This window comes from Coprococcus sp. RTP21428st1_C9_RTP21428_210409 (genome assembly GCF_040227395.1).
GTDB classification, from domain to species: Bacteria; Bacillota; Clostridia; order Lachnospirales; family Lachnospiraceae; genus Coprococcus; species Coprococcus aceti.
Genome location: NZ_JBEHVV010000060.1, coordinates 1 through 17,179, shown reverse-complemented (window position 1 = coordinate 17,179; position 17,179 = coordinate 1). Strand labels below are relative to the sequence as shown.

The window sequence follows — 17,179 nt, the reverse complement described above, 5'->3', positions numbered from 1 at the left end:
GTATATATCCGATGATCTCGAATGATGCCGGAACAAATGATAGCAGCACCGCCGAGCGTCCCGACTTCTTCAGATCCTTAAGGTCAAGGGACAGTCCTGCCTTGATAAGTATGATGATAAGCGCTATCTTTCTGAGATCCGCAGATATGGACAATATGGACGGATCAAGGAAATCCAGCACATACGGGCCAAGAACGATTCCCGTCGCCAGCATTCCTATGATGCGCGGCAGCTTAAGCCTCTGACAGATGGCGCCCATCGCCAGTCCGACTATGAAAATGAGTGCAAGTGATGTCAACATGATAGACAATACCTCCTTAATTTAGCAAATGTATCAAAGCATTTTCTTATTATGAAAAAAAGCTTACACCAGTCAGTATCAATACTAACATACCATCAATACAGCCGTCGAAGCATATCACCTTGCACAGGTTCTCTCATTCTCCCTGCCCTCGTAGTCAAACAGCCCGTCATTTTTCTCCTCCAACGCCTTTATCATATGATACGCAAATTCATTGTAAGGCATCGGTATTCCAAGCTCTCTTCCCATTCTTACTAGTGCACCCGAGAACATATCTATCTCTGTATGCCTTCCAGAATCAAGATCCTGAAGTGTCGAATATCTCGCTGAAGGTGGAACCGCACTTCCGTGCACCGATGTCCCTTCGGCAAGTGAAAGGTCTATCCCCTTCGCCGTAGCCACCGCCTCAAGTTCAGACTTGAGTGCATCGCTTATGATCCTCATGTGTTCACTGTCCCTGTAACAGCCCACTCCCGCACCAAGGATAGCCTGCGGCAGATTGTTGCACACGTTGAGTCTGAATTTGCTCCACAGATCAACCATGATATGATCCGATATCGTGTAGTGAAGTCCTGTTCCATCAAACAGCCTGACGCTCGCCTTCGGCTATAACTCCAAGCTCTATGTCATCTCTTTCTGAGAGTCCCCATATCATATAAGAGCCTACAGCTCCGGCTCCTAAGATAGCAACTTTCTTTATATCCATATGTAAAATCCTTCTTTCATGTACTCATAAACATTATTATAAAAACCGGACAGAAATCCTGTCAACTTTCAAAATCTTATCACCTGCCAGAATCAGTCACACCATGCTGCAAATATTAATTTTAATTCAAACTACTCCAGTAGTATTGACATTTTATTAGCTGAAAAGTATTATAAAGACATAATACTACTGCAGTAGTTTGCAAAGGAGAACACATATGGATATAAAACTTTTTGATTCAGAACTTAAGGTGATGGGAGTCCTCTGGGACGAGGGCGACACAACTGCCAAACATATCTCCGATGTCCTGAAAGAAGAAATTGGCTGGAACATTAACACTACATATACGTTGATCAAGAGGTGCATCAAAAAAGGAGCAATTGAACGCTCTGAGCCTAATTTCATGTGCCACGCCATAATACCAAAGGAGGAGGTACAGGAGGCCGAGACAACTGAACTTATCAATAAGGTCTACGACGGATCTGCCGACAAACTATTTGCCGCTCTTCTCGGCAGAAAGAAGCTTTCTCCTGAGGAGATTGCAAAACTAAAACAGATCGTCAACGATTTGGAGTGAGGTGATGAATATGAGCTTACTGCAAATGAGCGTTGCCGGGGCTGTCATGATCATGGTGATCACAGTCATTCGCGCTCTGGCAATTAACCGATTGCCTAAAAAGACATTCCTGATACTGTGGGGAATCACGATCATCAGGCTGCTAATACCATTTTCATGTCCATCTAAGTTTAGCATCTATTCTCTGCTGGGAAAGAAAACAGTCTCTGACATAAATGAAACACCGGCTGTCAGATTCATGCCGATCAATACACAAGGGCCTGTCTCCACCCAGGCACCTCAATCTCAGATTCCTGCTCTCACGATTTCAGCGTGGGATATCATCTGGGTGGCAGGACTTGTTCTCTGCGCGGTATTTTTTATCTCGGCATATATCAGATGCTACAGGGAATTTCAGACATCATTACCAGTTGAAAATGCATTTGCACGCAGATGGCTGGAGACTCACAATTTAAAACGCAAGCTGTCCATACGACAGTCAGATCTGATCTCGGCACCGCTTACATTTGGCGTGTGGCATCCAGTGATTCTTATGCCCAAGAAAACTGACTGGGAAAATGAAGATACCCTGTGTTACGTGTTGGAACATGAATTTATACATATTAGAAGATTTGACACAGTTACCAAGTTTCTGCTGATCACCACGGTCTGCATACACTGGTTTAACCCTCTGGTATGGATTATGTACTTTCTCGCCAACAGAGACATAGAGCTATCCTGCGACGAGGCTGTGATTCACCATTTCGGAGGCACAAGCAGGGCGTCCTACGCAAAGGCTCTGATCAGTATGGAGGAGACAAAGGGCGGTTTTATGCCACTCTGCAACCACTTTAGCAGAAACGCAATCGAAGAAAGGATAACAGCAATTATGAAAACAAAAAAGACGACTATCATATCATTCGCTGTAGCGATGGTCTTAGTCACCGGAACAGTGACAGTATTTGCAACATCGGCCAAGGGCGATGAATCCAGTACGGTCACCGAAGCTACAGATACTACCAATACCACTTTTTCAGACACGGTTGATACGGAGACAATAATGTCCTATATAAATCCGGATGACGGCAAGACATATTACAGCTTTGATAATGGAAAGACATTTGAAGCCATGACCGACGCCGAGTTTGAAGAAAAGTTCCCAACTCCTGATATTGAGTGGTGGACATACGACGAGTATAAGGCATGGCTTGAGAACGAAAAAGTCGAGCTCAAAAGTATCATCGGTAGTTCATATATATCCGGTGGCAAAAAATATGTGTGGACACAGGATAGAGTAAATGAGACGATCGCCATGTACGAGGGCATTCTGGAGGATATCAAGAACGGAGCCAAATACTCCAAATCCATAGACGGGCAAGATGACGAGATGGTCAGCTACACTCCGGCTGACATAGCTCGGACAAAAGAATCTCTTTCATCCATCGAACGCACTATGACGGACTGCCAGGATGAGGTCAGCGAATCCGTGGCTCAGACAAATGAATCACTTAAGTCCATTGAGCGCACTATGACGGACTGCCAGGATGAGGTCAGCGAGTCCCAAGCTACAGCCAATTAAACTACCAAGAGTGTCAGTCCAGATCTGAATACCATCGCAACAAAGAACTAGAAATACTGAGCATAACAAACCGCCCTGTCTAATACATATAACGCGTATCAGACAGGGCGGCTTTATTATCTATATACATGTCTACATCTTTATCCAGCCAAGTGCATTTGCAACAGAGCTGAGCAGGATAATGATGGCAAATACAGGGCAGAGATATTTGATCATGACTACAAATACCTTCTTTCTCCTGAAGGCACTCTCGCCGTGAATTATCTCCTCCTCTATCTTATCTATTCCAACTACCCTTGACACAAGCAGGCTTGTGAGAAGTGCCGCTATAGGCATCATCACCGAATTGGTGAGGAAGTCGAACAGGTCAAGGAACTGCATGCCTATGATCTTGATTCCTGCCAGCGGGCCATATCCCAGGGATGACAGACTTCCAAGCACAAGCATGATAACTCCCACAAGCACTGTTGCCTTCTTTCTTCCCCATCCAAGCTCATCCTCAAATGTTGACACTGCACTCTCAGTAAGTGCTATGGAGCTTGTGACAGCAGCAAATAGTACGAGCAGGAAGAACACGATTCCTATGACAGTTCCAAATCCCATGTTCTGGAATACTTTTGGAATAGTGATAAACATCAGTGATGGTCCGGCCTGAAGGGTATCCGGATCTCCCCCAGAGAATGCAAATACCGCCGGGATTATCATAAGTCCCGCCATGATCGCTATACCAGTGTCGAATACCTCTACATTTCTGGTAGAATCCTCTATCGCCGTATCTTTCTTCATGTAAGAGCCAAATGTTATAAGTATTCCCATGGCAATGGAAAGCGAGTAGAACATCTGCCCCATGGCAGAAACCACTGTCATCCACGAGAAGTTCTTCACATTTGGCACAAGGAAGTATTTTACTCCTGCAAGTGCACCCGGTCTTGTCACGGAATATACCGCAATTATGACAGACAAAACGATCAGTATAGGCATCATGATCTTGGATACCCTCTCTATTCCATTCTGCACACCGGCAAATATAATGATAAGTGTAAATGCGCAGAACGCCACGAAACACAGCTCCGTTGACACACCATTTGATATGAAATCGGTGAAATATCCATCCTCAGCCAGCAGCTTTGCATTTCCTCTGAAATACTCCACCAGATATTTGATGACCCAGCCGCCGATAACCGAATAGTACGGCACTATAAGCACAGGTATAACGGCATTTATCCAGCCGCCAAACGACAGCCATTTCTTCTTTCCAAATGATTTGAATGCTCCAACCGGACTCTTTCTCGTCATTCGTCCGATTGCCGTCTCCGCAACTATCATCGTATAGCCAAATGTAAGTGCAAGCACGATGTATATTATGAGGAAAATTCCTCCGCCGTACTTTGCCGCAAGATAAGGGAATCTCCATATATTTCCAAGGCCCACAGATGCACCTGCCGCCGCCAGCACGTACCCCAGCTTGCCCGAAAATGAACTTCGCTTACCATTCTTCATATCTTCCATATACCTTCACCATATTTTACCTGGAACTAATCCCCGTAATCTTTCCTTCCACATTTATTTGCATATACATGTGATTCTAACATGACCCGAGAGGAAAAGCCACTATATATTTGAACATCATCCAAACTGCTGACATCTCGCCCTCAACACTCCATTTATTTTTGCCGCATCGCGATAAAATACTTCCTTTGAGACCGCCTTGGGGTTATCTCCAAAGGCCCTTATCCCCTGTACTACTCCATCAAGATATAAACCATCTTCCTGAAAAATATGTGTCATAGGGAGATCCCCCAGCATATCCATCAGCACAGCTACTTCTGATTCAGCAACCTTCTTTACCCCGATCATAAATTGTACTTGTTTTCCAGGATGCTTTTCTGCTTTTTTGCACAGAGCAAACGGATACATTTTTATTGGATTTTTATGCCCCGGAAGATATACTTGAGTTTTTATATATGTCAACCTGTAGTTATCATCTGTGCAACTAAGCATGGCATAATATGCCTGATGGTTATGTGATGGTATACAGTAAAAGTCTGCAACAACATCCTCTGGGTATAATTTCATATTTTTTATTTCAGTTTTTGCGACCTCTATATCATCAATACATGCTTTGTATTTTTCTTTATCCACGCTATTCTCAGTCTCCATTCTACAAATACCCTTTTATCAAACGTGCATACTTATTCTCCGAATCCTCCACAACCTTTATCTTGCCCTGCCTGATGAAATGTTCTATCCTCGCCGCATACCACCAGTCGCCGATTCCAATCGGAACCTGTCCTAGAATATCTCCGATCAGCCTGCACTCCTTAACAGGCTTTTCAGTCAGCCTGTTCCAAATAATAAAATCGTAGAAATCCTCTGACACACTGAGCACAGTTCCGTTTACCACAGCCCTGAGCGGTGCATTTTCAAGGACAAGCTCGCCCCACATCTCCGCATACATTCTTATCTCATCTGATGTGAGTTTCCTCTCATTTCCGAGGAACCCAGCGAATTCCTCCGCCGCCACCTCGTTCCAGCTATGATACGACACTATGACGTTTTTCTTCACAACATGCTCTGGCTGCGTGACAACAGTCACTTCATTTGGATAGTTCTTCAGGATGCTGCATACATGATAAAATCCACACCTTGAATATGGAGCGTCACTGTACCATATTCTTACCGGCTCACCACCCTCAAGAAATCTTATAAGCCTTACCAGTTCCCCAGCATACACATCACCAAGTTTCTTAAGTTCATTGTCATATTCCTCGTCCTGCTCCCACTGGTTCTTAGCATACATTGAGTAGATAAAATCCTTGCGGTACTGACTGTCAACTACCTCGCCGATGTAGCCCATGTCCAGCATGAAACCAAGGCAGATCACCTCGTCAGAAGAACCCTGTATCCACAGTGGCTGTCCATTCTTATATTCCACATTCTCGCATTTTGCCGCTTTCATGGAGCCTGCCGAACTTTCTCCAAATAGTATCTCTACCATAATCTGCTCCTTTTGAACCTCGTTTCTATTTTGTGCATTTATCTGCATCACATTCTTTTACCCATTCGCCCAGTTTATCCTGTAGTAGCTTTTTATCTGGTAAATAAAGCTGATACTTCGACGCAAATATATTTGAATCCTTTGGAAGAGTCAATTCCACCATAGAATCGTCCTTGTCTTGGCAAAGTAGAACTCCTATAGTAGGATTTTCATCCTCCTGCTTTTCATAACGATCATAGTAATTCACATACATCTGCATCTGTCCTAAATCTTGGTGTTTCAGCGAACCTATCTTTAAATCAAAAAGAACAAAGCATCGTAACATTCTATTATAAAACACTAAATCTACCCTGAAATGTTCTTCATTAAAAGAAAATCTTTTCTGTCTGGCTACAAAAGTATATCCGGTGCCCAACTCTAGAAGAAATGACTGCAGATTATTGATCAACCTCGTTTCCAGTTCATTCTCTGAATACTCACTTTTATCCTCCAGCCCCAAAAATTCTAAAACATAAGGATCTTTAACCAAATCAGAAGATTTCTCTATTATCTGTCCCTCCACAGATAGTCTCTGAATCTTATCTTTATCAGTACTAAGTAAAATTCTGTGATACAGAGCACTATCGAACTGTCTCTCTAATTCACGCAAGCTCCAGTCATTCTTTACAGCTTCAATTTCATAAAAATGCCTCTCATCAACATCTTCTATTCGCATCAATTTCAAGTAATGTGACCAACTAAGATAAAATTTTCTTCCCGTGTTAATCGATGGAAGATCCTTGAATTGGCTAAACACTGTTTCGCCAATTTGATCCGCAGAATAAACCTTATAAAATTGACGAATATTTTTTAAATTTCCAACAGAAAATCCTTTTCCAAAATTCTGTGTTAAATAATCAGATAATCCCTTCAAGAGTTGCTGTCCATATGCTGCTCTCCGTTCTCCGCGCTGTTCTTCCTCTACGATTATTCTGCCAATTTCATAATAGGCATATACCATAGTGAGATTAACTGCCGTTTTAGCATTCTTCCTTGCTTGTAACAATACATCAGAAACGCTTTCCAGGAATACATGATCTATGGTAGCAATTTCATTCTTACTCATAATCCACGCTCCTTAATCTTTGTGCTTATTTTATGTATCTCTTGAATACCTTAACAAACAACACTGCTTTGTCTATCATTTCATTCATTAAATAATCATAATTTGAATGGTCGTCGAAATTTAATCCAGGTAACCTGTACATGATACGTGAGGCTTTTTTGTCATCCAGTCTTTGCCAATCTAACTTTAATCCTAACTTAGACTCTATCTCTGTTCTCGACAATTCTAAATGATCGAACAATTCTTTATCATCATTTATATACAACTCAATCACAACACAACTGTCCTTATTTACAAGATTTAATGCAACATGACACCCACTTACCCCTATAGCTATATCATACCAATGATCCGTGGATGCTTTTCTGACATTGAATGGCTTTCCTCTTTCCGCAACTATTTCGTTAAATCTATTCCAGAATTCCAGCCTTTCTGATTGTGATCTATTATATTCACCTGATCCAGATTGAGTTTTGGCATTCTTTATAAATCCATTTGGTTTTTCAACCACTTCAAACTTTGGTGCATAAAGTGAATCTCCAATTTGATATGCATGCACCTCAATCAGGAAAAAATTGATATTCGTGGCAGTATTATTATTAAGCCACTCTATAGCACTTCTATGCTCCTCACGAGCCTCCTTAACAATCCATACAATAACATTTGCATCCAACCCGGAAGCATATGTAATAATTTTGCCAAGATGATCGTGATTTGATGCTTCAAGCTGATTTTCAATGATTACTTTTTCTCCTGTAACCTCATCTTTCCCTACCAAGTCACATCTATATGCACCTACATAAACTTCTTTTTCAACTTCACTTAGCGTTAATCCTATTGTCTCGTTTAGTAATTCAAGGTTCTCTTTATCCGCAAGCCAATTTGAAAAATCATACTGTTCATGTCCCCATAACTTTCTGATATCAACCTCGACCAATTTTCCCATTTTTATAGTTGCCATTTCTTTATCCCATCCTTCACATCAGTATAATTACTTTATCTTTCCCCAATACCACCTATTAATCTGTCAATCTCATGATATGCCGTTTCTGTCCGTGCTGAATATGTACCATTCGGAGAATCTCCCTGCATAACAAACAAGATCTCTTCATCAGTTTTCGTGTATAGATCAATTCTGTCAGAATACCAGTTATAAACATGATACGGATATTTATTTAATATGCCATCTATCTTTTCAATGTCACCATCATCATACCAGATAATATCCTCTGCGCAAAACTCAAAACAGGATATTGCCGCCTCATATATCAACATTCCCATCATAAATGCAGACAAACTACTTTCTGCCTGGCCGATCTCATTTACAGTGCCATCCTCATCAGTTTCCACAACATACACAGGTGGATCATCCTCAGCCATATCAGCCCTTCTGATAGCGACCTGATATACTCCCTGGTTCTCATTCAAGATATAAAAATATCCTTTTACCTTCCTTGTCCATTTATACCTGCGCTGAAAATCAAGAGTAATCCAGGGATCATTGCTATGATCAAACAGCTCTCTTGTTTTACCACATTTCTTCCATATCTCATATAGCGTATGTGGGATGCTCTCAAATCCCGCTCTCAGCTCTTTTATCTCCTCATCTGTATATCCTACAAATGACTTGATATTGTATATTTTTTGTAATAAGGCATAATCCATTTACATTTCTCCCTGATTCTCATCCCGGTTTTAAGTTTCGGTTTATCAACTCTCAATCCACAATTTCATACCCTGCTGCCGCCAGAACTTCAAGTGCATCTTGAAAATTCTCCTTCTTCACCATAACATAATCCGTATTGTATGTGGATACTGCAAATATCGAAATTCCGTTATCCGCCAGAACAGATGCGATTTTTGCCAGAATCCCGATCAAAGAAAAGTCCAATACGCCCAGAATGCGGAAGGCCATCCAGCCGTCATCACGCTTTATAACATTTGCCGGCACTTCACTCACCGGGCATACCAGAGACTTTTCCTCATCAGTTTTTCCTAGAAAACAATAATCAGAATCGAGATTCGCATATGTATAAGCTTCCACCTGACACACTGAAAATTCTTCATCAATCTTTTTTATCTCCATGACCTCTCCTTAAATCTATTTTGTAAGCACCTTTTTGCAATATCTATGTGCACCACAATGAGGACAAACTAATTTACGCTTTGTTAATGTATGTGCTCCCATTACATATGACTTCATATCCGGAACAAACCTTGTGTTGCAATCAGGGCATTCAAATGCTCCTGCCTCTCTATCAAGAATACACGCAATCACTATTCCACCACATACCACTACTAACCCTATTGCGATAAGCAGAACCCTCAGCCAATTCTCCATCTCCAGAATTCCTGACAATAAAAACAATGGAAATGCCGCAACTATCGTAAGTGTCGCGACCATTGCAGACAAAATAATTTTCTTTTTGCTTTCCTGTGCCTCTCTAACTAAATTCACCATATTAACCTCCGCTTTCTTTCGATAATCCTCTTCAGATACTCTTTCGCCAGATAGTAATTCATTCACTGTTATCTCTAATTCATAACATAACGGCAACAGTAATGAAACTTCCGGAAAACCATTTCCTCGTTCCCATTTTGAAATTGTTTTATCGCTGATTCCAAGTTTTTCAGAAAGCTGTTTTTGAGTATATCCCTTTCTCTTTCTCTCATCAGCGATGAATCGTCCAATTTTAATCTGGTCCATATGTTTTCCTCCTTTCTGGCTCAACTATCTCCCCTTTTTATTGCAAATCACACCCACGAGGCGTAGAATATGGTGAATCTATGCGGGTTCTACGCTTCGTAGACTAATCTATTTATCTGTTATCTCCTATTTCTTACCAAAGCTACTTATATCTTCTAAATCACTTACCATCTACGACAGCCTGCAAACCATTATATATTCCTCATTATTCTCATCCACGATCTGGAATCCAACGCTCCACTATCTCCAGCTCATCCCGTGTAACCCGGCACGTGAGATTTAACACCTCCACGCCAACCGCCTTCGCCTCATAGAAAGTCTCCGCGAACTCCCTGTGTATTTCCGCATTTGGTCTGACCTCAGTTATCCCTGTCATCGGAATGACAAATGCAACATAGCATTTATATCCCTCGGAGACCGCCTTCATCAGCTCCCGCAAATGCCTGACTCCCCTGTCGGTGGGTGCATCCGGAAAATATCCTATCCCATCGATCTCCTGCGTACAGCCCTTGACCTCCATGAGATACTTTGTGCCATCCTTTTCCATATAGAAATCAATCCTTGAATCCCCGTATACATACTCTGGCTTTATAAAGTCATAATCCTTAGTTTTAAGCCATTCCAAAACCACCTTATTTGGCACCTGACTGTCCACGTTCACCCAGCCAAGCTTGGGATCTTCCACCGCTATGAGATCGTATTTCGTCTTGCGGTTTGGATTTGCAGACTTCTCAAGGCTGACCGTGTTCCCCGGTATCAGCAAACTACTAAGCCTCCCTGTGTTCTTTACGTGCACGGTCTCTGTAACTCCGTCTATCTCCACATGGGCTGTGAACCTGTTTGGCCTGTCTACGAACTTTCCTGAGATAACATTTGTATATTTCACCTTGCCTTACATCTCCCATCTATTCCACAACAGAACGGTTCATCATGTAGAATGAGAACCTTGCCTTGTCTACAAGCTGTCCCTTGTCATCGTAAATATTTGCCTCGTACAGTGACACCTTCTTGCCCTGGCGGATCTCGATTCCCTCACAGATGAGATACTCCGTGTTCATAGCCGGAGCTATATATGTCATAGTTCCATCTATAGTTGAAGAAAACTTTCCGTAGGTACATGCTGCGATCCCGCTCACTATATCCGCAAGTGAGTACAGGCATCCACCATGCACAGAACCATATGGATTAAGGACATCCTCTGTGACCATCATCTTGCCCTTCACATATCCAAGGCTCATATCGACCAACTCTATCTTCAGGTTCTGGACATAGATGTTGTCCTTGTTAAACCTTATCAGCGCCTGTTTCACATCCTCGGACATAGCTTTTTTGTTGTCGTTTATCTCATTCATGCTTAGTTTTACCTTTCAACTCTATTTTCATGTTCATACATCCTGCGCACATATCAAAAGCACTTGTCCAGAATATCCGGATCAAGTCCTTTTCTTCCCGTTACAAATCCAATTCCAAAGTACAGCACCGCACCTACCATCAGTCCCCACACGACCGCATTTATCCCAGCGATCTTGATAAAATACGTTGCAAATATATATGTCGCGATCGCACCTACGCTGCTGCACACCGCCGCCTGCTTAGTTCCCTTCTTCCAGAACAGACCTCCCACAAGAGGCCAAAAGAATGTGCATTCAAGTCCGCCAAATGCAAACATGTTGAGCATGAAAATTATATCCGGCGGATTGATCGTGAGAACCATCACCACCACGCCGAGCAACATCGTAAGTATCGTGCTCACCAGCTTGACATTCTTGTCGTATTTCTCATTTTTCACCGGATCATCACCCACCACGTAATTCTTCCACAGATCCTTCACTATAGCTGCTGTGGCAAGTATGAGGAGCGAATCTGCTGTCGACATGACTGCTGCCATCGGCGCTGCGAGGAATATCGCTGCTATTCCAGGCGGCATGATCTTCTGTACTATATATGGTATAAAATAATCCGAAGTTGGAAGATTGTCAGTATCGACAAGTGCGCCAGCCCATATTCCTGCAAGATGCATTCCCACGATCACAAAGCTGCATGTGAGAACTCCGATCCACATCGCTCTGTGCATGCTCTTCGTATCCTTAAATCCCATGGCGCGCACAGCAGTCTGGGGAAGCCCCAGCGTTCCAAATCCCACAAGCACCCAATAGCTGAGCAGCCCTCCTGGCGTGTATTTTGAGAAAATGTCATCGTACACCTCCGGCAGATTTGTCTGAAGACCGGCATCTATCGCGGCAAGACCGCCCCCGCTCCTTAAGACAAAGAATATAAACAGGAATGTTCCGATACACATTACTATTCCCTGAATCGTGTCAGTTATGACAACCGCACTGAATCCGCCAATAGCTGTGTACAATATCACGACTGTGCCAAATATCAAAAGTGAAGTCACATGATCCATTCCCGTTATGGATGCTATAAGTGTGGCCCCGCCTGTAAACTGGCTTATCATCTGTGCTATGAAGAAAACTATAAGTCCAAGGCTCGTGATGACCACCAGCGCATCGCTCTTGTATCTCGCCTTGAAGTAGCCCACCACTGTCACAGCGCCCGTTCGTCTGGACACTATCGCCAGCTTATTTCCAAGCACACCGAGCACCAGAAATGTGACCGGGACCTGTATAGCAGCTATCCACGCCTGTGCATATCCATATGTAAGACCCGCTGCACCCGGCCCTGATATAAATGAACTTGCGGAAGTGTATGTCGCCATGATCGTCATGGCTAGGACGATTCCGTTCATATTTCTTCCGCCTATGAAATACTTCTTCTCGGACGTTGTGTGCAGACTTTTCTCCGCCCTTCTGCTGTAGACAAAGCTCACCACAATATTGAATAACAGATATCCGAGAAAAACCGATAAGATCAATATCTGATTACTGTTCATTTTCACCCTCACTCTCATCCTCTTCATATTGGAAATCTACGAACACAAACTTAAGCAGCCAAAATACCCCGATCACCGCAAGCACCACTGTTCCAAGCACCGAGACCACCAACCACGCCGGCATATGGAACACCGTCCACCCGGTGCCATTTAGCAGGAACGCGGTTAGCACATGCCATAAAAAACATATAAATACCACAAGCAGCGTCGCTTTGATCTCTTTTATGCACTGCCTGTGCTGTTCTTCCTTTGTCAGTTTCATCATAATAATATATCCCCTTATATTTCATAAATACATCGAACAATGCTCATTATATCACGCTGATCATTTTTTTCATAGTTACCCCGCCAGCCACCAAAATCCTGTGCATATACAAACTCTGTATTGTTGTCTGCACAAAAAAACTGGCGCACAGACGTTTCGTCCATACACCAGCCATTTATAGTTTACTGTATACCAATTTATGTTATGCTATTTTATCTTTTACATTTTCCAATTCATATAATGTATCCGGATCAATATCCAGACATTTTGATGTATCCCTCGTTCCTGTCACATCCCATGCCAAAGTTCCATTCAAAATTGTACATGAATTCAAAAAGAAATCTTTGTCTCTAAGTGGTTCAAACACTTTCTTATCCAGTAGTGGTTTTGCGTCATAACATACAATTTTGCCATCCTCAAAATACACATATACTGTATAATCATCAAATGGAACCACTTGCACTATATCATATATCATGCCAATTCCCCCTCTCTGTATAGTATATAAATTTTTAAATCAATGGATTTATTCTGTTTAATGGCAAACCATCCTTCGATAATTCCCAATTCTGCATTAACTCATCTTGATGAATGACACACCATGCAAGTATGAGCTTTAACTGCCTTGAAGGCAATGCACCCTTTATAACCCGTGCTTCATTTATATCTATTATAGCTTTATTTCCGTTATATTCTGCATGAAAATGTGGTGGATTATGATCATCATAATACATAGTTATTCTGATTCCATAAAACAGTGATATTTCTGGCATACTATCAACCTCCAATTATTATTGATAATATTATACTATATCATTCCAAGGCTATTCAATAACTATCATTACTATATCAAAAGATAACTTAAGTAAATTTAGTCTTCTCTAGTTATTTTTTTCTAACCATATTGGCACAATCACTTATAAATTTGAATACAAAAAGCGCCAGCACATAAACCTTGGGATATATCCAATATTAAGCGGACATACCACCAGCGTAAATGCGCCAGCGTCTTATTTACTCTATATACATTTTAATTCAGATCTTTATACATTGATCTCCGCAGTAACACCGAGGATATCCTTGTTCTCATCGAGGATAGGCTGAATGACCTCTGCAAGGAACTCTCTTGTCTGCTCAGGAGCACGACCTACGAAGTTCTTTGGCTCAAGGATAGATACGATCTCCTCCTTTGTCATACCAAAGTCAGGGTCTGCTGCGATACGGTCAACGAGGTCATTCTCTCTTCCGTACTTCTTGACCTGCTCGCCTGCAAGCATTGAGTACTCTCTGATCTTCTCATGAAGCTCCTGACGGTTGCCGCCACGCTTAACAGCATCCATCATGATATTCTCTGTTGCCATGAATGGAATCTCCTTCATGAAGCACTGATAGATAACCTTGTCATATACCACAAGACCATCAACAACGTTCAGGTACAGATCAAGGATTCCATCAACTGCGAGGAATGCCTCTGGAACTGAGATACGCTTATTTGCTGAGTCATCCAGTGTTCTCTCAAACCACTGTGTTGCGGCTGTGATAGCAGGATTGAGCGCGTCGCACATTACATAATTGGCAAGTGATGCGATTCTCTCACTTCTCATTGGATTTCTCTTGTATGCCATAGCTGATGAACCAATCTGGTTCTTCTCAAATGGCTCCTCTATCTGCTTTAAGTGCTGGAGAAGTCTGATATCATTTGAGAACTTGTGTGCACTCTGTGCGATGCCTGAGAGCACATTAAGAACCCTTGAGTCGACCTTTCTTGAATATGTCTGGCCTGATACAGGATAGCACTCAGCAAATCCCATCTTCTCAGCGATCTTTCCATCTATCTTTCTCACTGTCTCGTGATCTCCTCCGAAGAGCTCAAGGAAACTTGCCTGTGTTCCAGTTGTTCCCTTTGATCCGAGAAGCTTCTGCTGGCTGATCATGTACTCTATATCAGAGAGGTCAAGGAGCAGCTCCTGCATCCAGAGTGTTGCACGCTTACCGACTGTCGTTGGCTGTGCAGGCTGGAAATGTGTAAATGCAAGAGTTGGGAGATCCTTGTACTGATCTGCGAACTTTGCCAGCTCATTTATAACATTGATGAGTTTCTTTCTGACAAGCTTTAATGCCTCTGTCATAACGATAACGTCTGTGTTATCGCCTACATAGCAGCTTGTTGCTCCAAGGTGGATTATTCCTGCTGCCTTAGGGCACTGAACACCGTATGCATATACGTGGCTCATTACGTCGTGACGAACCAGCTTTTCTCTCTCTCTGGCAACATCATAGTTGATGTCATCAGCGTGAGCCTTGAGCTCCTCGATCTGCTCATCTGTGATTCTTGGATTGCCGTTCTCGTCCTTGAGACCAAGCTCCTTCTCTGTCTCAGCAAGAGCTATCCACAGCTTTCTCCATGTCTTAAACTTCATATCAGGTGAGAAAATATACTGCATTTCCTTACTAGCGTATCTTTCACACAGTGGGCTTTCGTACTTGTCCTTACTCATGTCTTTACCTCTTTCTTCCTGTAGTCTCCCGCATCTGCCAGCTGACAAATGCTTTTATATCTTATCACACAACTATTATACATGGGTTTCAGATTATTTCCATGCTTTTTTTGCATAAACCAGAAATTCGGAATCAATATCTGCTTTTCCGCTGATATGATTCCGAATTTTTACAATTTTTGTCTTGCGACAAGTGCGCACTTTCGTGCGCTATCACCAGGACTCCTCCCGCTTACGCGGGCCCCTCCTCATGATATAATATGAGACTCCGAGCCTCTCTTGAAGTCTTCGTGGTCGCCTCTGATGTCCTCTGTAGGCGGTTTCATAGGATATTCGCCGCTGAAGCATCCATGGCAGTACTGTCTTCCGCCTGAGAGCTCCGGAAGTCTCTCCATCTTCAGGTACGCCAGAGAGTCGGCACCTATGATCTTGCATATATCATCTACAGACCTGTTGTATGCTATGAGCTGTTCTCTGTCCGGAATGTCAGTTCCAAAGTAGCATGGATACAGGAATGGAGGTGAACTGATCCTTACATGGACCTCTGTCGCTCCTGCCTCCCTGAGCATGCCAACTATTCTGTCACTCGTAGTTCCACGAACTATAGAGTCATCTATCATTATGACACGCTTGCCATTTACAGCCTCCTTAAGGACGTTCAGCTTAACACGCACGCTGGACTCTCTCTGGCTCTGCTGTGGCTTTATGAATGTTCTTCCCACGTATCCATTCTTGACAAATGCCGTTCCATATGGAATACCCGATTCAAGTGAATAGCCCATGGCCGCTGCATTTCCCGATTCAGGAACTCCAACTACCACATCAGCGTCAACCGGGCTGTCCTTTGCAAGGCATCTTCCGGCTGTGATACGCGAATCGTACACAGACATTCCATCTATGACTGAATCAAGTCTCGCAAAGTATATATACTCAAATATACATCTTGCATGCTGCTCCTGGCACATGTTCTTGTACGACTGGATTCCGTACTCAGGTGATATGGTTACAACCTCTCCAGGCTCCACATCCCTGACAAATTCGGCACCTATTGTATCGAGCGCACAGCTCTCAGATGCCAGTATGTATGCGTTATCACGCTTTCCTATACAAAGCGGTCTGAAACCAAATGGATCTCTGGCTCCAATAAGCTTTCTAGGACTCATGATGACAAGTGAATATGATCCCCTTACTTTCTTGAGAGCTCTAGTGACAGCCTCCTCAACGGAACCGCACTTAACTCTCTCCCTGGCTATATGGTAAGCTATTACCTCAGAATCAATTGTAGTCTGGAATATAGCGCCTGTGAGTTCCAGCTCACGTCTAAGCTCAGGAGCATTTACCAGATTGCCGTTGTGTGCAAGTCCCAGAGTTCCCTTTACATAATTGAGAACCAGTGGCTGTGCATTCTCTATAGTGCTGGCACCGGCTGTAGAATATCTCACATGACCCACACCGATATTTCCCTTTAGCTTGCTCAGTGAATCAGGTGTGTACACCTCATTCACAAGACCCATGCCCTTTAAGGAGCTGACCTTGCCCTTAGGACCAGCAGTGTCTGACACCGCTATACC

The 17,179-nt window shown here is 42.8% G+C and carries 20 protein-coding genes and 1 pseudogene; 2 read left to right on the top strand and 19 right to left on the bottom strand.

Features of this window, described 5'->3' with window-relative positions; translation table 11 throughout:
• The 3 genes and pseudogenes from ABUA34_RS10950 to ABUA34_RS14380 all read right to left on the bottom strand — a co-directional run.
• Positions 1-301: cation:proton antiporter domain-containing protein (locus ABUA34_RS10950; RefSeq protein WP_349823297.1), on the bottom strand; the 301-nt coding region annotated here is incomplete at its 3' end.
• Between the two features lie 117 nt (positions 302-418).
• Positions 419-904 (bottom strand): annotated as a pseudogene (locus ABUA34_RS10945) (ketopantoate reductase family protein); the annotation flags it as partial.
• Positions 882-1,007, bottom strand: a complete 126-nt coding sequence (locus tag ABUA34_RS14380) for a hypothetical protein (protein WP_015533248.1) — start codon at positions 1,005-1,007, stop codon at positions 882-884. The pseudogene ABUA34_RS10945 and the gene ABUA34_RS14380, both read right to left, overlap by 23 nt.
• Before the next feature lie 217 nt (positions 1,008-1,224).
• Between ABUA34_RS14380 and ABUA34_RS10940 the strand changes: the two genes are divergently transcribed.
• Positions 1,225-1,584, top strand: coding sequence for a BlaI/MecI/CopY family transcriptional regulator (locus ABUA34_RS10940; protein ID WP_055143879.1), 360 nt, complete (start codon positions 1,225-1,227; stop codon positions 1,582-1,584).
• A gap of 10 nt (positions 1,585-1,594) precedes the next feature.
• Positions 1,595-3,142: a M56 family metallopeptidase gene (locus ABUA34_RS10935; RefSeq protein ID WP_349823296.1), complete on the top strand. Its 1,548-nt coding sequence runs from the start codon at positions 1,595-1,597 to the stop codon at positions 3,140-3,142.
• A 132-nt stretch (positions 3,143-3,274) separates the two neighbouring features.
• Here ABUA34_RS10935 and ABUA34_RS10930 read toward each other — a convergent pair whose 3' ends face one another.
• The 16 genes from ABUA34_RS10930 to purF form a co-directional block, all read right to left on the bottom strand.
• Entirely contained in the window at positions 3,275-4,651 is a 1,377-nt protein-coding gene (locus tag ABUA34_RS10930; protein WP_055143875.1) for a sodium-dependent transporter, read from the bottom strand.
• Positions 4,652-4,768: 117 nt separating this feature from the next.
• Positions 4,769-5,302, bottom strand: a complete 534-nt coding sequence (locus tag ABUA34_RS10925; protein WP_349823295.1) for a hypothetical protein — start codon at positions 5,300-5,302, stop codon at positions 4,769-4,771.
• 1 nt (position 5,303) lies between these two features.
• On the bottom strand, positions 5,304-6,140 hold the full coding sequence (locus ABUA34_RS10920) for a DUF3658 domain-containing protein (protein WP_070099118.1): 837 nt from the start codon (positions 6,138-6,140) through the stop codon (positions 5,304-5,306).
• A 25-nt stretch (positions 6,141-6,165) separates the two neighbouring features.
• Positions 6,166-7,245 carry a PDDEXK nuclease domain-containing protein gene (locus ABUA34_RS10915; RefSeq protein ID WP_349823294.1) on the bottom strand — a complete coding sequence of 360 codons (1,080 nt, stop codon included), beginning with the start codon at positions 7,243-7,245 and terminating at the stop codon, positions 6,166-6,168.
• 25 nt (positions 7,246-7,270) lie between these two features.
• The gene (locus ABUA34_RS10910) at positions 7,271-8,206 is read right to left on the bottom strand and encodes a DUF4268 domain-containing protein (protein ID WP_055143869.1); all 936 of its coding nucleotides are present in this window, start codon (positions 8,204-8,206) and stop codon (positions 7,271-7,273) included.
• Between the two features lie 35 nt (positions 8,207-8,241).
• A complete protein-coding gene (locus tag ABUA34_RS10905; protein ID WP_349823293.1) occupies positions 8,242-8,625 on the bottom strand; it encodes a hypothetical protein in 384 nt (127 codons plus the stop codon).
• 337 nt (positions 8,626-8,962) lie between these two features.
• The gene (locus tag ABUA34_RS10900; RefSeq protein ID WP_349823292.1) at positions 8,963-9,331 is read right to left on the bottom strand and encodes an ACT domain-containing protein; all 369 of its coding nucleotides are present in this window, start codon (positions 9,329-9,331) and stop codon (positions 8,963-8,965) included.
• A 15-nt stretch (positions 9,332-9,346) separates the two neighbouring features.
• The gene (locus ABUA34_RS10895; protein ID WP_173795055.1) at positions 9,347-9,952 is read right to left on the bottom strand and encodes a helix-turn-helix domain-containing protein; all 606 of its coding nucleotides are present in this window, start codon (positions 9,950-9,952) and stop codon (positions 9,347-9,349) included.
• A 211-nt stretch (positions 9,953-10,163) separates the two neighbouring features.
• Positions 10,164-10,838, bottom strand: a complete 675-nt coding sequence (sfsA, locus tag ABUA34_RS10890) for a DNA/RNA nuclease SfsA (RefSeq protein WP_022059621.1) — start codon at positions 10,836-10,838, stop codon at positions 10,164-10,166.
• A 19-nt stretch (positions 10,839-10,857) separates the two neighbouring features.
• A complete protein-coding gene (locus ABUA34_RS10885; RefSeq protein WP_015533260.1) occupies positions 10,858-11,304 on the bottom strand; it encodes a PaaI family thioesterase in 447 nt (148 codons plus the stop codon).
• 53 nt (positions 11,305-11,357) lie between these two features.
• The gene (gene panF, locus ABUA34_RS10880; RefSeq protein ID WP_349823291.1) at positions 11,358-12,845 is read right to left on the bottom strand and encodes a sodium/pantothenate symporter; all 1,488 of its coding nucleotides are present in this window, start codon (positions 12,843-12,845) and stop codon (positions 11,358-11,360) included.
• Complete coding sequence (locus ABUA34_RS10875) at positions 12,835-13,110, bottom strand: YhdT family protein (RefSeq protein ID WP_055143861.1); 276 nt, start codon at positions 13,108-13,110, stop codon at positions 12,835-12,837. The genes panF and ABUA34_RS10875 overlap by 11 nt, the downstream gene beginning before the upstream one ends.
• 202 nt (positions 13,111-13,312) lie before the next feature.
• A complete protein-coding gene (locus ABUA34_RS10870) occupies positions 13,313-13,588 on the bottom strand; it encodes a DUF2442 domain-containing protein (RefSeq protein WP_015533262.1) in 276 nt (91 codons plus the stop codon).
• A gap of 34 nt (positions 13,589-13,622) precedes the next feature.
• Positions 13,623-13,883, bottom strand: coding sequence for a DUF4160 domain-containing protein (locus tag ABUA34_RS10865; RefSeq protein ID WP_015533263.1), 261 nt, complete (start codon positions 13,881-13,883; stop codon positions 13,623-13,625).
• A 270-nt stretch (positions 13,884-14,153) separates the two neighbouring features.
• Positions 14,154-15,608, bottom strand: a complete 1,455-nt coding sequence (gene purB, locus ABUA34_RS10860) for an adenylosuccinate lyase (RefSeq protein WP_015533264.1) — start codon at positions 15,606-15,608, stop codon at positions 14,154-14,156.
• A 248-nt stretch (positions 15,609-15,856) separates the two neighbouring features.
• A partial coding sequence (purF, locus tag ABUA34_RS10855) for an amidophosphoribosyltransferase (protein WP_349823290.1) occupies positions 15,857-17,179 on the bottom strand: 1,323 nt, incomplete at its 5' end.

Bases quoted from the DNA above. Each gene is read 5' to 3' on its own strand.
- ABUA34_RS14380 (WP_015533248.1), bottom strand. From the start codon at position 1,007: ATGGATATAAAGAAAGTTGCTATCTTAGGAGCCGGAGCTGTAGGCTCT.
- ABUA34_RS10940 (WP_055143879.1), top strand. From the start codon at position 1,225: ATGGATATAAAACTTTTTGATTCAGAACTTAAGGTGATGGGAGTCCTC.
- ABUA34_RS10935 (WP_349823296.1), top strand. From the start codon at position 1,595: ATGAGCTTACTGCAAATGAGCGTTGCCGGGGCTGTCATGATCATGGTG.
- ABUA34_RS10930 (WP_055143875.1), bottom strand. From the start codon at position 4,651: ATGGAAGATATGAAGAATGGTAAGCGAAGTTCATTTTCGGGCAAGCTG.
- ABUA34_RS10925 (WP_349823295.1), bottom strand. From the start codon at position 5,302: ATGGAGACTGAGAATAGCGTGGATAAAGAAAAATACAAAGCATGTATT.
- ABUA34_RS10920 (WP_070099118.1), bottom strand. From the start codon at position 6,140: ATGGTAGAGATACTATTTGGAGAAAGTTCGGCAGGCTCCATGAAAGCG.
- ABUA34_RS10915 (WP_349823294.1), bottom strand. From the start codon at position 7,245: ATGAGTAAGAATGAAATTGCTACCATAGATCATGTATTCCTGGAAAGC.
- ABUA34_RS10910 (WP_055143869.1), bottom strand. From the start codon at position 8,206: ATGGCAACTATAAAAATGGGAAAATTGGTCGAGGTTGATATCAGAAAG.
- ABUA34_RS10905 (WP_349823293.1), bottom strand. From the start codon at position 8,625: ATGGCTGAGGATGATCCACCTGTGTATGTTGTGGAAACTGATGAGGAT.
- ABUA34_RS10900 (WP_349823292.1), bottom strand. From the start codon at position 9,331: ATGGAGATAAAAAAGATTGATGAAGAATTTTCAGTGTGTCAGGTGGAA.
- ABUA34_RS10895 (WP_173795055.1), bottom strand. From the start codon at position 9,952: ATGGACCAGATTAAAATTGGACGATTCATCGCTGATGAGAGAAAGAGA.
- ABUA34_RS10885 (WP_015533260.1), bottom strand. From the start codon at position 11,304: ATGAATGAGATAAACGACAACAAAAAAGCTATGTCCGAGGATGTGAAA.
- panF (WP_349823291.1), bottom strand. From the start codon at position 12,845: ATGAACAGTAATCAGATATTGATCTTATCGGTTTTTCTCGGATATCTG.
- ABUA34_RS10875 (WP_055143861.1), bottom strand. From the start codon at position 13,110: ATGATGAAACTGACAAAGGAAGAACAGCACAGGCAGTGCATAAAAGAG.
- ABUA34_RS10870 (WP_015533262.1), bottom strand. From the start codon at position 13,588: ATGATATATGATATAGTGCAAGTGGTTCCATTTGATGATTATACAGTA.
- ABUA34_RS10865 (WP_015533263.1), bottom strand. From the start codon at position 13,883: ATGCCAGAAATATCACTGTTTTATGGAATCAGAATAACTATGTATTAT.
- purB (WP_015533264.1), bottom strand. From the start codon at position 15,608: ATGAGTAAGGACAAGTACGAAAGCCCACTGTGTGAAAGATACGCTAGT.